The 15918-nt window shown below is 73.8% G+C and carries 17 protein-coding genes and 1 pseudogene; 15 read left to right on the forward strand and 3 right to left on the reverse strand.

The features are described from left to right. Positions 1–78 precede the first annotated feature (78 nt). Both ffh and ABT023_RS23305 read left to right on the forward strand, forming a co-directional pair. Positions 79–1638, forward strand: coding sequence for a signal recognition particle protein (gene ffh / locus ABT023_RS23300; RefSeq protein ID WP_350888509.1), 1560 nt, complete (start codon positions 79–81; stop codon positions 1636–1638). Positions 1639–1760: 122 nt separating this feature from the next. Next, a complete protein-coding gene (locus tag ABT023_RS23305; RefSeq protein ID WP_350888510.1) occupies positions 1761–2846 on the forward strand; it encodes an amidohydrolase family protein in 1086 nt (361 codons plus the stop codon). On the opposite strand, the gene ABT023_RS23310 is transcribed toward ABT023_RS23305, so the two are convergent. After that, a complete protein-coding gene (locus ABT023_RS23310) occupies positions 2812–3411 on the reverse strand; it encodes a TetR/AcrR family transcriptional regulator (protein ID WP_350888511.1) in 600 nt (199 codons plus the stop codon). The genes ABT023_RS23305 and ABT023_RS23310 overlap by 35 nt on opposite strands. 171 nt (positions 3412–3582) lie before the next feature. On the opposite strand from ABT023_RS23310, the gene proS reads away from it, so the two are divergent. The 13 genes and pseudogenes from proS (at position 3583) to ABT023_RS23375 (ending at position 13099) form a co-directional block, all read left to right on the forward strand. Next, positions 3583–4989: a proline--tRNA ligase gene (proS, locus tag ABT023_RS23315; protein WP_350888512.1), complete on the forward strand. Its 1407-nt coding sequence runs from the start codon at positions 3583–3585 to the stop codon at positions 4987–4989. A gap of 50 nt (positions 4990–5039) precedes the next feature. Further along, complete coding sequence (locus ABT023_RS23320) at positions 5040–5687, forward strand: ribonuclease FAU-1 family protein (protein WP_350888513.1); 648 nt, start codon at positions 5040–5042, stop codon at positions 5685–5687. 273 nt (positions 5688–5960) lie between these two features. Further along, positions 5961–6458, forward strand: coding sequence for a 30S ribosomal protein S16 (gene rpsP, locus ABT023_RS23325; RefSeq protein ID WP_350888514.1), 498 nt, complete (start codon positions 5961–5963; stop codon positions 6456–6458). A 1-nt stretch (position 6459) separates the two neighbouring features. Further along, positions 6460–6693 carry an RNA-binding protein gene (locus ABT023_RS23330; protein WP_350888515.1) on the forward strand — a complete coding sequence of 78 codons (234 nt, stop codon included), beginning with the start codon at positions 6460–6462 and terminating at the stop codon, positions 6691–6693. Then, positions 6693–7250 carry a ribosome maturation factor RimM gene (gene rimM, locus ABT023_RS23335; RefSeq protein ID WP_350888516.1) on the forward strand — a complete coding sequence of 186 codons (558 nt, stop codon included), beginning with the start codon at positions 6693–6695 and terminating at the stop codon, positions 7248–7250. Before ABT023_RS23330 ends, rimM begins: the two co-directional genes overlap by 1 nt. A 19-nt stretch (positions 7251–7269) precedes the next feature. After that, positions 7270–8073, forward strand: coding sequence for a tRNA (guanosine(37)-N1)-methyltransferase TrmD (trmD, locus tag ABT023_RS23340; RefSeq protein ID WP_350888517.1), 804 nt, complete (start codon positions 7270–7272; stop codon positions 8071–8073). A gap of 141 nt (positions 8074–8214) precedes the next feature. Continuing rightward, on the forward strand, positions 8215–8571 hold the full coding sequence (rplS, locus tag ABT023_RS23345) for a 50S ribosomal protein L19 (RefSeq protein WP_161687914.1): 357 nt from the start codon (positions 8215–8217) through the stop codon (positions 8569–8571). A gap of 196 nt (positions 8572–8767) precedes the next feature. Continuing rightward, a pseudogene (gene lepB, locus ABT023_RS23350) lies at positions 8768–9636 on the forward strand (signal peptidase I). A gap of 9 nt (positions 9637–9645) precedes the next feature. Further along, positions 9646–10281 (forward strand): signal peptidase I, encoded by a 636-nt coding sequence (lepB, locus tag ABT023_RS23355; RefSeq protein ID WP_350888519.1) that lies wholly within the window; start codon positions 9646–9648, stop codon positions 10279–10281. A 61-nt stretch (positions 10282–10342) separates the two neighbouring features. Then, complete coding sequence (locus ABT023_RS23360) at positions 10343–10852, forward strand: NUDIX hydrolase (protein ID WP_350888520.1); 510 nt, start codon at positions 10343–10345, stop codon at positions 10850–10852. After that, positions 10846–11658, forward strand: coding sequence for a ribonuclease HII (locus ABT023_RS23365; RefSeq protein WP_350888521.1), 813 nt, complete (start codon positions 10846–10848; stop codon positions 11656–11658). The genes ABT023_RS23360 and ABT023_RS23365 overlap by 7 nt, the downstream gene beginning before the upstream one ends. Continuing rightward, positions 11655–11978, forward strand: coding sequence for a DUF2469 domain-containing protein (locus ABT023_RS23370; protein WP_007075222.1), 324 nt, complete (start codon positions 11655–11657; stop codon positions 11976–11978). Before ABT023_RS23365 ends, ABT023_RS23370 begins: the two co-directional genes overlap by 4 nt. 419 nt (positions 11979–12397) lie before the next feature. After that, on the forward strand, positions 12398–13099 hold the full coding sequence (locus ABT023_RS23375; protein ID WP_350888522.1) for a murein hydrolase activator EnvC family protein: 702 nt from the start codon (positions 12398–12400) through the stop codon (positions 13097–13099). A 187-nt stretch (positions 13100–13286) separates the two neighbouring features. Here ABT023_RS23375 and ABT023_RS23380 read toward each other — a convergent pair whose 3' ends face one another. Then, positions 13287–14468 carry an aminotransferase class V-fold PLP-dependent enzyme gene (locus tag ABT023_RS23380; protein WP_350888523.1) on the reverse strand — a complete coding sequence of 394 codons (1182 nt, stop codon included), beginning with the start codon at positions 14466–14468 and terminating at the stop codon, positions 13287–13289. A gap of 199 nt (positions 14469–14667) precedes the next feature. Next, a complete protein-coding gene (locus tag ABT023_RS23385; protein ID WP_350888524.1) occupies positions 14668–15726 on the reverse strand; it encodes a tyrosine recombinase XerC in 1059 nt (352 codons plus the stop codon). Between the last annotated feature and the right edge of the window lie 192 nt (positions 15727–15918).

Raw genomic sequence — 15918 nt, forward strand, 5'->3', positions numbered from 1 at the left:
GGGCTACCCTAGCCATGGCCGGACACCTGAGCCCGGCCGCGTTGTGCCCGCCGGAACACTGACAAACGGGATGTTCGCGTGTTTGACACCTTGAGTGACCGCCTCTCCGGGATCTTCACCAAGCTCCGCGGCAAGGGTCGGCTCACCGACGCCGACATCGACGCCACCGCGCGCGAGATCCGCATGGCGCTGCTGGAGGCCGACGTCGCCCTGCCGGTGGTCAAGGGCTTCATCGCGAACGTCAAGGAGCGGGCGCGCGGTGCGGAGGTCTCCCAGGCGCTGAACCCGGCGCAGATGATTGTCAAGATCGTCAACGAGGAGCTGATCAACGTCCTCGGCGGCGAGGGGCGGCGGCTCCAGTTCGCCAAGCAGCCGCCGACCGTGATCATGCTGGCCGGCCTCCAGGGCTCCGGCAAGACCACCCTGGCCGGCAAGCTGGCCCGCTGGCTCAAGGCCCAGGGCCACCAGCCGCTGCTGGTCGCCGCCGACCTCCAGCGCCCCAACGCCGTCGGGCAGCTCCAGGTGCTCGGTGGCCGCGCCGGCGTCGAGGTGTACGCCCCGGAGCCGGGCAACGGCACCGGCGACCCGGTGCAGGTCGCGCGCGCCTCGATCGAGCACGCGAAGCGGTCCGCCCGGGACATCGTCATCGTCGACACCGCCGGCCGGCTCGGCATCGACGCCGAGATGATGCGGCAGGCCGCCGACATCCGCGACGCGGTCAACCCGGACGAGGTCATCTTCGTCATCGACGCGATGGTCGGTCAGGACGCCGTGCGCACCGCCGAGGCGTTCCGCGACGGCGTCGGCATCACCGGCGTGGTGCTCTCCAAGCTCGACGGCGACGCCCGGGGCGGCGCCGCGCTCTCGGTCCGCGAGGTGACCGGGCAGCCGATCCTGTTCGCCTCCACCGGCGAGAAGCTGGAGGACTTCGACGTCTTCCACCCCGACCGGATGGCCAGCCGGATCCTCGGCATGGGCGACGTCCTCACTCTGATCGAGCAGGCCGAACAGGCCTTCGACTCCGATCAGAAGGAGAAGATGACCGCCAAGCTGATGGGCGGCGAGCAGTTCACCCTGGAGGACTTCCTCGACCAGCTCATCGCGGTCCGCCGGATGGGCCCGATCGCCAACGTGCTGGCCATGATGCCGGGCATGGGGCAGATGAAGGACCAGCTCGCCGAGCTGGACGACAAGCACTTCGACCGGGTCACCGCGATCATCCGGTCGATGACCCCGGCCGAGCGCACCAACCCGAAGATCATCAACGGCTCCCGCCGGGCCCGGATCGCGGGCGGCTCCGGCGTCACGGTGATGGACGTCAACCAGCTGCTCAACCGCTTCACCGACGCGCAGAAGATGATGAAGCAGATGGGCGGCATGATGGGCCTGCCCGGCGGCGGCCGGCGCAAGGCGACCAAGTCGCCGAAGAACAAGCGCAAGGGCACCAAGGGCGGCAACCGGCCGCGTACGGGGGCGGGCGCCGGATTGCCGGGCGGCTTCCCGGGCGGCATGCCGCAGCTCCCGCCGGGCCTGGACCCGAACGACCTGGCCGGCGGGCAGGGTCTCCCGCCGGGCTTCAAGCTTCCGAAGATCGACTTCAACAAGCTTGGCAAGGGCGGCGACAACCACCCCCGCTGACGCGTGAGGGTCTGTTCGTCACCGAGCGGCCGTGGAGGGTCTCCGTCGACCTGCCGGCGCTCACCACCCGCCGGAACGGCCTGCTCGCCACCGACGGGGAGTGATCGGGTAGGACTGTGCGCATGGCTCTGCATGTGCGAGGGGTGCTGCTCCCCGACGACGAGGTCCGGGATCTCTGGCTGGTCGGCGACCGGGTCACCTTCGACCCGGTGCCCGGGGCGGAGACGGTCGTCGACGGCGGCTTCATCCTGCCCGGGTTGACCGACGCCCACTGCCACCTCGGCATCGCCCGGGGTGGTGCCCCGGTCACCTCCCTCGACCAGGCCCGCGCGCTGGCCCGCGTCGACCGGGACGCCGGGGTCCTCGCGATCCGGGACGCCGGCTCGCCGTACCCGTACCCCGAGCTCGACGAGGACCCGGAGCTGCCGCGACTGGCCCGCGCGGGCCGGCACGTCGCCCCGCCGAAGCGCTACCTGCGCGACATCGGCGTGGAGGTCGACGCGGCGGAGGTGGCCGCCACCGTCGCGGCCCAGGCCGCCGCCGGCAACGGCTGGGTCAAGCTGGTCGGCGACTGGATCGACCGGGGGGTCGGCGACCTCGCCCCGGCCTGGGACGCCGACACGATGACCGCCGCCGTGTCCGCCGCGCACGCCGCCGGGGTGCGGGCGGCGGTGCACACCTTCTCGGAGTCCGCCGTCGAGATCATGGTGCGGGCCGGGGTGGACTCGGTCGAGCACGGCACCGGGCTCAGCCTCGACCTGATCGACCTGATGGCCCGGCAGGGCACCGCCCTCGTCCCCACGATGATCAACATCGCGACGTTCGGCGGGATCGCCGAGCAGGCCCGCGCGAAGTTCCCCGGGTACGCCGACCACATGCTCGCCCTGCGCGACCGGTTCCCCGAGGTGGTCCGGTCCGCGTACGAGGCGGGGGTGCCCATCTACGTCGGCACCGACGCGGGCGGCGGCATCGACCACGGGCTGGCCGCCGAGGAGATGATGCTGCTGCACGAGCGGGCCGGCATGTCGGCGGTGGACGTCCTGGCCGCCGCCTCCTGGAAGGCGCGGGAGTGGCTGGGCTTCCCGGGCCTGGTCGAGGGCGGCCTCGCGGACCTCACGGTCTACCCGACGGATCCCCGCCGCGACCTGTCGGTGGTCCGCACCCCCACCCGAGTCATCCTCCGCGGCCGGCCCCTCCGAAGAGGGTGAGGGTCAGGTCGGTCAGGGTCCGGGCGGTTCGGTCGACCGGGGAGCGGGGGAGCACGATGTGGCTGACCACCAGGCGGACGATGGTGTCGGCGGCGAACGCCAGGGCGGCCGGGTCGGCCGCCGGGAGGCGGACGGTGGCCCAGTCCAGCAGCGCTCCGGTCGCCTCGGTGAGTACCAGTTCGGCGCGGGTGGTCAGGTACGGCAGCAGCTCGTCCGAGCCGCCCCGGGCGCTGGTCAGGATCGCCTTGAGCAGCGGGTTGTCCGCCGCCGCGGCGAGGGTGTGCGAGATCGCCGCGTACGCCCCGGCCCGGACGTCGTCGCCGTGCGCGTCCAGGTTGGCCCGCACGTCGGTGACGAACCGGTCCACCTCACGCCGGGCGAGGGCCTCGGCCAGCCCGGCCTTGCTGCCGAACTCGTTGTAGACGGTCTGCCGGCTCACCCCGGCAGCGCCGGCCACCTCGCCCATCCGTACGCCGTCCCAGCCGCCGGCCACGGTCTGCGCCCGGGCGGCGTCGACGATGCTGTTCCGCAGTCGCTGCCGGGCGGCGTCCCTGAACTCACCCATGGTGGTCGAAGTCTACGGCCGGGGCTGCCCGACCCGCCGGGACCGCCGCCCGGCGGGTGGTCCGGTAGCGGCACGCGGCGTGCCCATGACCGCCGTCCGTCGGGCGGTCCGGTAGCGGCATGTCGCGCCCGATGGCGACCGTCCGGCGCGGGCCGCATAGGATGTGCGGTCATGGCACGCGTGCTCACTCCCCGAGCGGAGGACTTTCCCCGCTGGTACCAGGACCTGATCGCCAAGGCGAAGCTGGCCGACAACGGCCCGGTCCGAGGGACCATGGTCATCCGACCGGCCGGCTACGCCATCTGGGAGCGGATGCAGGCCGAGATGGACGCCCGGATCAAGGCGGCCGGCGCGGAGAACGCGTACTTCCCGCTGTTCATCCCGGAGAGCTACCTCAAGCGCGAGGCCGAGCACGTCGAGGGCTTCTCGCCGGAGCTGGCGGTGGTCACCCACGGCGGTGGCAAGCAGCTCGCCGAGCCGGTGGTGGTGCGCCCCACCAGCGAGACGGTGATCGGCGAGTTCATGGCCAAGTGGATCGACTCGTACCGGGACCTGCCGCTGTTGCTCAACCAGTGGGCGAACGTGGTCCGCTGGGAGCTGCGCCCCCGGATCTTCCTGCGCACCAGCGAGTTCCTCTGGCAGGAGGGGCACACCGCCCACGCGACCCGCTCCGATGCCCAGGCGTACGCCCGGAAGATCCTGCACGAGGCGTACGAGGACCTGATGGTCAACGTGCTCGCCATCCCTGTGGTGGTGGGCCTGAAGACCACCCGTGAGCGCTTCGCCGGGGCCACCGCCACGTTCACGTGCGAGGGCATGATGGGCGACGGGAAGGCCCTCCAGCTCGGCACCAGCCACGAGCTGGGGCAGAACTTCGCCAAGGCGTTCGACATCAGCTACTCCTCCGCCGAGGGCGGCCGGGAGCACGCCTGGACGACCTCCTGGGGCACCTCCACGCGGATGCTGGGCGGCCTGATCATGGCCCACGGCGACGACAACGGGCTGCGGGTGCCGCCGAGGCTGGCGCCGGTCCAGGCGTACGTGATGGTGGTCAAGGCCGGCGAGGGCGTCGGCGAGGCGGCGGCCAAGCTGCTCGACGCGCTGCGCGACGCCGGGGTCCGGGTCGCGCTCGACGACCGCACCGACACCCCGTTCGGCCGCCGGGCCGTCGACGCCGAGCTGCGCGGCTATCCGGTACGCGTCGAGGTCGGCCCCCGCGACCTGGCCGCCGGCAACGCGGTCGTGGTCCGTCGTACGGACGGCTCGAAGTCGCCCACCCCCGTGGCCGAGGTGGTCGGCGCGGTGCTGGCCGCCCTGGAGGCCGACCAGCGGGCGCTGCACGACCAGGCCCTCGCGCACCGCGAGTCCCGAACCGTCGAGGTCGCCACGCTCGCCGAGGCGATCGAGGCCGCCGCCACCGGCTGGGCCCGGGTGCCGTGGTCGGCGGTCGGCGTGGCCGGCGAGGCCGAGGCGAACGGCCAGGGCGTCACCGTGCGCTGCCTGCTGCGCGCCGACGGCTCGGTCCCGGACTCCGAGGACGAACCCGACCTGGTCGCCGTCCTGGCCCGCGCCTACTGATCCACCGCCTGCGAGGGGCGGCCGGCCGGGCCCCGGTAGGGTCGGTGTCCATGACGTTCTCGCCCGGCCGGTTGATCATGCATCGCAACGTGCGGCACGGCCGGATCGGCTGGGTCCGGGCGGGGCGGGTGGTCAGCGACGACGAGCGCGGGCTGCTCATCTTCGTCGCCCGCGACTCGCCGGTGGCCTACGAGGTCACCGAGGCCGGCCTCGGGATGCGGGCGATGCCGTTCGCCGAGTGGGTCACGTCGTCGTACCGGCTGGCGCCCGGGCGGTGGAACGGGCCCTCGGTGCTCAAGTTCCTGCCCGTGGGCGCTGCCCATTCGGTCTGGTGGTTCTCCGACGCCGACGGGCGCTTCGCCAACTGGTACGTCAATTTGGAGGAGCCGGGTGTCTGCTGGGACGACGGCGACGTGGTCGGGGTGGACATGGTCGACCAGGACCTCGACGTGGTGGTCCGGCCGGACCGCAGCTGGGAGTGGAAGGACGAGGAGGAGTTCGCCGAGCGGCTGGCCCTCCCCGACGACTACTGGGTGGCCGACGAGGCGGCGGTGCGCGCCGAGGGGCTGCGGGTGATCGCCCGTGCCGAGGCCGGCGAGTTCCCGTTCGACGGCACCTGGTGCGACTTCACCCCGCCGCCCGGGTGGGAGGTGCCGGAGAAGCTGCCGGACGGCTGGGACCGTCCGCCGGCCCGCTGAGCAGTCGCCGCGAGTGCCCGAACAGTCGGACAAAGGGCGCGAAGGGGTGGTATCCGGCAGTCGGGCGAGTGACCTGGCCCGCCGATGTGAAGGATCCCGGCCCGGTCTGGCAGAATGGGTCGCTGGTATCCGGCGCGCGTCCGGCGCCCTCTAACCCGGGCGCGTCGCCAGTCCACCGAGCAGTCTCCGGCCCAAACCCCACTGTGCCGGTCGGCGCTCACCCGTGCACCGCCCGTGTTGGGTCGGTGAGATCGCAACAGGAGCGAAACAACTGTGGCCGTAAAGATCCGGCTCCTGCGGATGGGCAAGATCCGCAACCCGCAGTACCGCATCGTCATCGCCGACTCGCGTACCAAGCGTGACGGTCGCGCGATCGAGTTCGTCGGCGTGTACCAGCCGAAGGAAGACCCTTCGGTGATCGAGGTCAAGTCGGAGCGGGTCCAGTACTGGCTGTCCGTCGGTGCGCAGCCGAGCGAGGCCGTGCAGCGCCTGCTCGAGCTGACCGGCGACTGGCAGAAGTTCAAGGGCCTGCCGGCCCCGCCGCCGCTGAAGGTCGCCGCCGAGCGCGTCGACCGCAAGGCGGCGTACGAGGCCGAGGCGAAGGCCGCCGCCGGCCTGACCGAGGCTCCGGCGAAGCCGGCCAAGAAGGCCGCCAAGGCCGAGGCTGCGGCGCCGAAGGCCGAGGCACCGAAGGCTGAAGCGCCGAAGGCTGAGGCCGAGGCGCCGAAGGCCGAGGCGCAGCCCGCCACGAACGCTGGCGAGCAGGCCTGACATGGCACTGCGTCCGGCGCTCGAACACCTGGTCAAGGGCATCGTCGATCACCCGGACGACGTCCGGGTCCGGATGGCCGACTCCCGTCGGGGCAAGCGGCTGGAAATCCGCGTGCACCCGGAGGACCTCGGCACGGTGATCGGGCGGTCCGGCCGGACTGCCAAGGCGCTGCGCCAGGTGATCGGCTCCATCGGTGGGCGTGGCGTGCGCGTCGACATCGTCGACTCGTACTGATGCGGCTCATCGTCGGCAGGATCGGTAAGCCGCACGGCCTCCGCGGTGAAGTCACCGTGGAAGTGCGCACCGACGAGCCCGAGGCACGCTTCGCGCCCGGCTCGGTACTCAGTACCGAGCCGGGCGCGGCGCCGCCGGCCAACCCCGCCCCCGGCCCCGGAGTGCCGTTCCGGGTCCCGGCCGAGCTGACCGTGGAGTCCGCCCGCTGGCACCAGGGGCGGATGCTGGTCGCGTTCGAGGGCATCCTCGAACGCGACGTCGCCGAGGCGCTGCGCGGCACCCTGATCGGGGTGGACAGCGCCGGCGTCGCCCCGCCGGAGGACCCGGAGGAGTTCCACGACCACCAGCTCGTCGGCCTCGCCGTCGTCACCCCGGGCGGCGAGCACCTCGGTGAGGTGGCCCGGATCGACCACGCACCCGCGTCCGACCTGCTGGTGCTGCGCCGCCCCGAGGGACGTACCGCGCTCATCCCGTTCGTCAAGGCGATCGTCCTTGAGGTGGATGTCGCCGGCGGACGCGTCGTCGTCGACCCGCCGGCCGGTCTGTTCGATCTCTAGACCGCTGGAGCACCCGCGCATGCGCGTCGACGTCGTGTCGATCTTCCCCGAGTACTTCACCCCGCTGGACCTCTCCCTGATCGGCAGGGCCCGGGCCAACGGCGTACTGCGGCTGGCCGTGCACGACCTGCGGAGCTGGACCCACGACGTGCACCGCACCGTCGACGACACCCCCTACGGCGGCGGGCCCGGCATGGTGATGCGGCCCGAGCCGTGGGGGGCCGCGCTCGACGCCCTCGCCCCGGCGGAGCTGGCCCCCGACGGTCAGACCTCCGACGAGCTGAGCCTGCCCCGGCTGCTGGTGCCCTCCCCGGCCGGGGAGCCGTTCACCCAGGCCATGGCGCACGAGCTGGCCGGCGAGTCGCACCTGCTGTTCGCCTGCGGCCGGTACGAGGGCATCGACCAGCGGGTGCTCGACCACGCCGCCACCCGGATGCGGGTGACCGAGGTGTCGCTCGGCGACTACGTGCTCTTCGGCGGCGAGGTGGCGGTGCTGGTGATCCTGGAGGCGGTCACCCGGTTGCTGCCCGGGGTGCTCGGCAACGCCGGGTCGCTGGACGAGGAGTCGCACGCCCACGGGCTGCTGGAGGCGCCGATGTACACCAAGCCGGCGGCCTGGCGGGGGCACGAGGTGCCGGAGGTGCTCCGCTCCGGCGACCACGGGCGGATCGCCCGCTGGCGGCGCGACGAGGCGCTGGCACGCACCGCGACCCGCAGGCCCGACATGTTCGCCGCGCTCGACCCGACGAGTCTGGACAAGCGGGACAGAGCGGCCCTGGACCGGGCCGGATTTCAGGTGCCGCCGGGGAATGTGGCAAAGTAGGGGGGTTGCCGCAACCGCCCGCGCCGTGGGCGGCTGCGAGGATTCCCGACCGGGGCCGCCCGGCGGTCGCCACCCGGGGATCAGAATCACCCATCCGCGCACCGACTGACGGTGCGCCGTGAGCCTCACGAGGACACAGCGATGAATATCCTGGACGCCCTTGACGCCCAGTCGAAGCGGGTCGACATTCCCCAGTTCCGTGCCGGTGACACCGTCAAGGTGCACGCGCGGGTCGTCGAGGGCAACCGGTCCCGTGTCCAGATCTTCCAGGGCGTCGTCATCCGCCGCCAGGGTGACGGCCTGCGCGAGACCTTCTCGGTCCGCAAGGTCAGCTTCGGTGTGGGCGTCGAGCGGACCTACCCGGTGAACAGCCCGGGGATCGACCGGATCGAGATCGTGACCCGCGGCGCCGTCCGTCGCGCCAAGCTCTACTACCTGCGCGAGCTGCGGGGCAAGAAGGCCAAGATCAAGGAGCGCCGCGAGAAGCAGTCGAGCTGACTGCTCGCTAGCCAGACCGCCTGAGCTGCGCGGATGTCGTACCGGCCAGCCCCGGTTACGCTGTTCGCACGGGCACAGGCGGGCATCGGCGTGTCGCGGCGGCAGCTGCGGCCACAGATCGTCCCACTACCGCCCGTGGGGCCTCGTCGAGGCTCCCGGGCGGTAGTGGCATTTCTGCGGACCGGGGAGTGGCCAGGTGCGGACGCTTGACGAGGACGGCGCTGTCGACCCGTGGCGTCGGCGCGCCTGGCGCCCCCGCCGGCAGATGCCGCTCTGGCAGGAGTTGCCCCTGCTGCTGATCGTCGCCTTCTGCCTGGCGGTGCTGATCCGCACCTTCCTGTTCCAGGCGTTCTTCATCCCGTCCGGGTCGATGGAGGACACCCTGCTCATCGGCGACCGGGTGCTCGTGAACAAGGTCGTCTACGACGTGCGGGACCCGCAGCGCGGCGAGGTGGTGGTCTTCCGGGGCACCGACAGGTGGGTCGCCCAGCAGGCACAGGAGCCCGAGCCCGGGATCGCCGGGAGATTCGCCCGCACGATCGGCGACCTGGTCGGGCTCAGCCGCCCCGGCGAGAAGGACTTCATCAAGCGGGTCATCGGCCTCCCCGGCGACCGGGTGAAGTGCTGCGACGCCCAGGGGCGGGTCACCGTCAACGACATACCGCTCGACGAGCCGTACGTGATCCGGAACTCCCCGCTGGACCTGCCGCCGAATCCAAGCGAGTGCCGGTCGCGGCGCTTCGCCGAGGTGGTGGTCCCGCCCGGCCAGATCTTCGTGATGGGCGACCACCGGCTGGTCTCCCAGGACGCCCGCTGCCAGGGCCCGGTGCCGATCGACAACGTCGTCGGGCGGGCGTTCGTCGTGGTCTGGCCGTCCTCCCGGTGGGCGTCGCTGTCGGTGCCGGACACCTTCGCCGGAGTCACCAGTCCCGTCACGGCTGCCGGTGACCCCCCGGCCCCAGCGCGCCCCAGCGGATCGGGCGGTGTGCTGCTGCTCCTCCCGGTCTCGGCCTCGGTGTCCGTCCTCGCGCGTTCCGGGCGGTCCGGGTGGTCGCGGCGACGTAGGCTCCACCCGTGATTGACGAGCAGACCGACAAGAAGAGCGGCTCCTTCTGGAAGGAGCTGCCCATCCTTCTGGGCGTGGCGATCCTGGTCGCGGTGCTGGTGCGGGCCTTTGTGCTGCAGACCTTCTACATCCCGTCGCCGTCCATGGAGAACACCCTCCAGATCGACGATCGGGTGCTGGTCAACAAGCTGGTGTACGACTTCCGGTCGCCGCACCGCGGCGAGGTGATCGTCTTCAAGGCGCCCACCGAGTGGAGCGGCAACCCCGACGGCGAGGACTTCATCAAGCGGGTGATCGGCGTCGGCGGCGACCACGTGGTCTGCTGCGACCCGCAGGAGCGTTTGGTGATCAACGGCAGGTCGCTCGACGAGCCGTACATCTACTCGGCAGCCGGACAGCAGGACAAGCCGGCCGACCAGGAGTTCGACATCACGGTCCCGAAGGGGCGGCTGTGGGTGATGGGTGACCACCGCTCGGCCTCCGGCGACTCGCTGGAGCACTGGCAGCAGTCCGGCCAGAACATCCAGAGCGCCACCATCCCCGAGGACCAGGTGGTCGGCCGCGCCTTCACCGTCTTCTGGCCGGTCGGCCGGGCCACCTGGCTCACCGTCCCGGAGTCGTTCGACGGCGTCCCCAACCCCTGATCCGCCCGCCGACCCCCGGGTGGGCGTGGGCGACGCGGGCCGGGTCTGGCAGGCTGGGCAGGTGACGGTCTACACCCATCGACGTGCGGCGCGCGTGTTGCTCGTCGACGACGCCGACCGGGTGCTGCTCTTCGCCGGTTGCGACCCGGCGCGGCCCGAGCACCGGTACTGGCTCACCCCCGGTGGCGGGCTGGAGCCGGGTGAGTCCCCGGCGGCCGGCGCCGCCCGGGAGTTGGCCGAGGAGACGGGCCTGCGGCTGGCCCCGGCCGAGATGGGCGAACCGGTGTGGCGGGAGACGCTCCGGTTCCCCTTCGACGGCGTGCGGTACCAGCAGGAGCAGGAGTTCTTCCTGGTCCGGGTGCCGTTCTGGGAGGTGGACACCGCCGGCTTCAACGCCGTCGAGCGGGCCAGCGTCTCCGGGCACCGCTGGTGGCCGGCCGACGAACTGGCCGCCACCACCGAGCGGTACTACCCGGCCGACCTGCCGGCCCTGCTGCGCCGGGTGCTGGCCGCGCCGACCCCGCCCGCCGGGTCCGCCGGGGTCGCTGCGGCCGGGGGTACGCCGTGCTGACCCCGCCGCGCACGGTGGTCCGCCGGGAGGCCGGGCTGTACGCGCTGGAGCGCGCCCTGCAACGCCGCGGCTTCCGGCACGTGGCGGGCGCCGACGAGGCCGGCCGGGGCGCCTGCGCCGGCCCGCTGGTCGCGGCGGCGGCGGTGCTGCCCGAGGGGCGACGCGGCGAGATCGACGGGCTGGCCGACTCCAAGCTGCTCACCCCGGCCAGCCGGGAGCGCATCTACGAGCAGGTGGTCACCCGCGCCCTGGCGTACGCGGTGGTGGTGATCCCGGCCGAGGAGGTGGACACCCGCGGCCTGCACGTGTGCAACCTCGCCGCGATGCGCCGGGCGCTGGCGTCGCTGGACACCCGCCCGGACTACGTGCTGACCGACGGCTTCGGCGTCGACGGGCTGGACGTGCCGGGGCTGGCGGTCTGGAAGGGCGACCGGGTGGCCGCCTGTGTGGCGGCGGCGAGCGTGCTGGCCAAGGTCACCCGGGACCGGATCATGGTCGAGCTGGACGGGACGTTCCCCGACTACGGCTTCGCCGAGCACAAGGGCTACATCACGGCGGAGCACACCGCCGCTCTGCGGGAGCACGGACCGTGCCGGGAACACCGCTTCTCGTACGTGAACGTGGCCCTCGTGTCCGGCCTGGACGGGCGGCCACCCAGGTCCCGCCGACCGGTGGGTGCGCGCCCGGACGAGCCGATGGAGCGCTTCGGGGCGTCAGGAGGTACCGTCGGCGTGGCGTTGGGCGAGCAGCCCCGACCTCCCGCGCCGGTGGGGGAAGATGTGGTCATGGAAGGCGGAGTGCGATGAGCGCGGAAGATCTCGAAAAGTACGAGACCGAGATGGAGCTCCAGCTCTACCGGGAGTACCGCGACATCGTCCGCCAGTTCTCCTACGTCGTGGAGACGGAGCGCCGCTTCTACCTGGCCAACCAGGTGGACCTGCACGTGCGCAACTCCGACGGCGAGGTCTACTTCGAGGTCGAGATGCACGACGCCTGGGTGTGGGACATGTACCGTCCCGCCCGATTCGTCAAGAACGTCCGGGTGATGACGTTCAAGGACGTCAACGTCGAGGAGCTGGAGAAGCCCGACATCTCCCTGCCGGCCGACTCCGGCTTCGGCGGCTGACGGTCCCTCCCGGCAGCCCACCCGCGTCGACCTCTCCGGCGCCGGCCGCGCGTCCCCACCGCCCGGCCACGCCCGCACTCCGCCGGGACCGCCGCGCCGGCCCGCGCCCGACGGCTCGCCGTGGGCGCGGGCGGCCAGCCGAACTCCCCGATGCTGATCGCCTCGTCCGGCCGGCGACCCGGGCGGGTCGGCTGATGTCGTCCACAGTGGTCATCACGCCCTGGCCCGGGCCGGCGGCTTGCCCGCTGGCGGGCCGGGGTGCCGGCCGCGACGCACCGCGCTTGCGTGGGGCCGGACCGACCGGCCGGGCCATAGCAGATCATCGGTTCGGACGAGGACTGTCCACAGGCCGCCCGGCCGTCCACAGGCGAGCGGCCTGCGGTGGCGGCGCGTCCCGGGACTCCGGCACGCTGCCGGGCATGTGGACGAGGATCGGGGCCGGTGGCTCACGGTGGGGCGGGACGCGCGCCGGCGGGCGGCGGGCCCGGGGTGAGGACGCCCGCAGGCCGGCGCGACCGGCCACGGCGGTGCTGTCCGTAGCGGCGCTCTGCGCGGCGGTCCTCGCCGTCGGGGCCGGCCCCGTGGCTTTGTCGCAATCCGGCGCCGCCGGCGTGGTGGTCGTGTCCGCCGTCGGGTCCGACCCCGTCCCGCCCGGTGACGGGCGGGCGGCAGCGCCCGACGCAGCGGCCCGGGCGCAGCCTCCCGCGCCCGACGCGCGGTTCCGCTGGCCGCTCGACGGCGTACCGCGACCGGCCCGCCGCTTCGCGCCGCCCCCGCAGCCGTGGCTGCCCGGCCACCGGGGCGTCGACCTGGTTGCCGCGCCGGACGCCGTGGTCCGGGCCGCCGGGCCGGGGGTGGTGCTGTTCGCCGGCCCGGTCGCGGGTCGTCCCGTGGTCACGGTCGGGCACGACGCGGGGCTGCGGACCACGTACGAGCCGGTGCGGCCGGGCGTCCGCGCCGGGGACCGGGTGGCCGCCGGGGCACCGCTGGGCCGGTTGCGGCCCGGGCACCTGGGCTGCCCCGAGCCGGCCTGCCTGCACTGGGGGCTGCGCCGGGGAGCGGAGTACCTGGACCCGCTCGCCCTGCTCGGGCTCGGCCCCGTCCGGCTCCTGCCCACCTGACCGCCCCGCCGCCACGGAGCCGCTTTCACGCCCCCGCTTTCACGCAGCCGCCCTTACGGTGCCGCCTTCACGCAGCCGCCTTACGGTGCCGCCTTCACGGGTGCCGCCTTCGCGGTGCCGTCGCCCCTGACCTGGGTCGGGGCGGCCCGCGGCGTGCCCGGCACGCGGTCGCCGGTGCGGTCGCCGGTCAGCGCCGGGTGAGCAGCGCCGGAAGCCGCGCGGCGAGCCGTTCATACTCGTGCGGCGCGTTGTAGACCTGGCCGCACAGCCGTAGCCAGCCACGGTCGTTCCAGGACATCACCGCCACCTCGGTGGACAGCTCCTCGGCGATCCGGCTCCGCAGGGCGAGGGCGTCGTCGAGCGTGGCGGCCAGCCCGGCCGGCAGCGGGACGATCCGCATCGCCACCGTCGGCCCGCCCGGATCCGGCAGGTCGGCCGGCGCCACCCCCAGCGCGTCCCCCACCACCCGCTGCCCGTACGCGGCCAGCGCGGCGTTGTGCGCCCGCACCCGGTCGACGCCGAGGCTGCGCAGGGTCCAGACGCCGGCCGGTGCGGCCAGCCACGACGTGTAGTCCAGGGTCGCCTGCCACTCGACGTTGCCCGGGAAACCCGCCCGCTGCTCCCAGGACACCACCAGCGGTTCCATCCGGTCCCGCCACGACGGGGCCACCACCAGCGCGGCGGTGCCGCGCGGGGCGTACCCCCACTTGTGCAGGTTGCCGACCCAGAAGTCCGCGCCGATGTCCCCGACGGGGGTCGGCAGCATGCCCGGCGCGTGGGCGGCGTCGACGAGCACCGGCACCCCGTGCTCCTGGGCGGCCCCGACGATCGCCGCGGCCGGGAGGAGACGGGCGGTGGCCGAGGTGAGCTGGTCGACGACGAGCAGCTTCGTCCGTCCGGGCCGCAGTCCCGCCCGGACAAGCTGGACGACCTGCTCGTCCGTCGCGGTCAACGGCACGTGCAGGGTGCGGTGGGTCGCCCCGGTGCGCCGGCACTCGCGGTCGACGGAGAGACCGACCGCGCCGTAGCCGTGGTCGGTGGTGAGCACCTCGTCGCCGGGGCGCAGGCCGAGCGACTGGAGCACCACGGCGACGCCGGTGGTGGCGTTGCCGACCAGCGCGGTTCCGTCGGGGTCGGCGCCGAGGAAGGCGGCCAGGTGCCGGCGGGTGTGGGCGATCCGGTCCACCAGGCTCGGCCCGAAGAAGCGCAGCGGGTTGGCCTCCATCTCGTCGCGGAGCCGCTGCTGGGCGCGCTGCACCCCGATCGGCACCGCGCCGAACGAGCCGTGGTTGAGGTGGCTCACCGCCGGGTCGAGGGAGAAGAGCAGCCGGGCGCCGGGGATGGGCTCGGGCGGCTGCGGCGCGCTCATCCCATGATCGTAGCCCGACATCCATCGACGGTGCCCTCCAACGACCACGCGACGGTGGCCGGCTTCCCCGGTCACGCACGGGTCGGCCCGTGCGGCGGCCGGTCCGAGGGGCGGTCGACCCGTGCGGCGGTCGGTCCGAGGGGCGCGTCGGCGCGGGACCGGGCCGGCGCAGACGCCTGGGGTCGCGGAGTCACCCGGCTCAGGCGCGCGGGTGCGCCTGCCGGTACGCGGCCCGCAGCCGCTCGACCGAGACGTGGGTGTAGATCTGCGTGCTGGCCAGCGACGAGTGGCCCAGCAGCTCCTGCACCGCCCGCAGGTCCGCGCCACCCTCCAGCAGATGGGTGGCGGCCGAGTGGCGCAGGCCGTGCGGGCTGGTCCGGGGCAGCCCCGTCGCCTCCGCGTACCCGGCGACGACCCGTCGGGCGGTGGTCGGGTGGAGTCGGCCGCCCCGAGCCCCGAGCAGCAGGGCCTCGCCGGACTCCGGGCCGGCGAGGACGGTCCGCCCGGCGCGCAGCCACTCGTCCAGTGCCCGTTGCGCCGGCACCCCGTAGGGCACGGACCGCTCCCGGGAACCCTTGCCGAGCACCCGGACCACCCGGCGCACGTCGTCCACATCGGTGGTGTCCAAGCCGCACGCCTCACTGATCCGGACCCCGGTCGCGTAGAGCAGCTCGAGCAGAACCCGGTCCCGTAGCACCACGGCCCGCGCCGCCTCCCCGTCGCCGGGAGCCGGAGCCGGCGGTGAGGCGATGGCAGGATCCGGCTCGGCCAGGGGCCGTTCGCCGCCGAGCCCTTCCGTCCTCGTGGCAGCGGGCGGGGCCGTCGGGCGGGAGGCCGGGGCCTCGATCAGGGCGGTCACCTGGTCCGCGCGGAGGACCGCCGGCAGGTCCCGGTGGGCCCGGGGGCTCGCCAGCGGGGCGGCCACGTCGGTGGGCAGCAGGCCGGCGCGGTGGGCCCACGCGCTGAAGGTGCGCGCCGAGGCGGCCCGCCGGGCCATCGTGGTCCGCGCGGCCCCGGTCGTCCGCTGCTTCGCCAGCCAGCTGCGCAGGACGCCGAGGTCGAGGTCGGCCACCGCGACGCAGCCCATCCGGGCGGCGTGGTCGAACAGGGAGACCAGGTCGCCGACGTACGCCCGGACGGTGTGCGCCGAGCGGTTGCGCACCCGGGCCAGGTGGTCGGCGAAGTCGTCCACCGCCTCCCGCAGCGCCACGGGAAGGGCCGCGTGCGTCTCCCTCGTGCCGCGCTCGGCGCGGTTCACCGGGCACCTTCCGGCCTACCCGCCGCAGCCGGCCAACCGGGCCGCGCCCCTCCGTCGCCTCGCACCGGCTCAGCTTACGAGCGCCCGCCACCCCGGGCAGCACGGCGGGCCTGCGGGCCGACGGGCGACGGGGCGGCGGGCCTGCGGGGCGAGCGGCGGCGTGGCCGCCGCGGTCCCGGTCGGGTCGTCACG

Source organism: Micromonospora sp. NPDC002296 (assembly GCF_040296145.1).
Taxonomy (GTDB): domain Bacteria; phylum Actinomycetota; class Actinomycetes; order Mycobacteriales; family Micromonosporaceae; genus Micromonospora.

Bases quoted from the DNA above. Each gene is read 5' to 3' on its own strand.
- proS (WP_350888512.1), top strand. From the start codon at position 3,583: ATGGCACGCGTGCTCACTCCCCGAGCGGAGGACTTTCCCCGCTGGTAC.
- ABT023_RS23310 (WP_350888511.1), bottom strand. From the start codon at position 3,411: ATGGGTGAGTTCAGGGACGCCGCCCGGCAGCGACTGCGGAACAGCATC.
- ABT023_RS23305 (WP_350888510.1), top strand. From the start codon at position 1,761: ATGGCTCTGCATGTGCGAGGGGTGCTGCTCCCCGACGACGAGGTCCGG.
- trmD (WP_350888517.1), top strand. From the start codon at position 7,270: ATGCGCGTCGACGTCGTGTCGATCTTCCCCGAGTACTTCACCCCGCTG.
- ABT023_RS23330 (WP_350888515.1), top strand. From the start codon at position 6,460: ATGGCACTGCGTCCGGCGCTCGAACACCTGGTCAAGGGCATCGTCGAT.
- rplS (WP_161687914.1), top strand. From the start codon at position 8,215: ATGAATATCCTGGACGCCCTTGACGCCCAGTCGAAGCGGGTCGACATT.
- ABT023_RS23370 (WP_007075222.1), top strand. From the start codon at position 11,655: ATGAGCGCGGAAGATCTCGAAAAGTACGAGACCGAGATGGAGCTCCAG.
- ABT023_RS23320 (WP_350888513.1), top strand. From the start codon at position 5,040: ATGACGTTCTCGCCCGGCCGGTTGATCATGCATCGCAACGTGCGGCAC.
- ABT023_RS23375 (WP_350888522.1), top strand. From the start codon at position 12,398: ATGTGGACGAGGATCGGGGCCGGTGGCTCACGGTGGGGCGGGACGCGC.
- ABT023_RS23380 (WP_350888523.1), bottom strand. From the start codon at position 14,468: ATGAGCGCGCCGCAGCCGCCCGAGCCCATCCCCGGCGCCCGGCTGCTC.
- rimM (WP_350888516.1), top strand. From the start codon at position 6,693: ATGCGGCTCATCGTCGGCAGGATCGGTAAGCCGCACGGCCTCCGCGGT.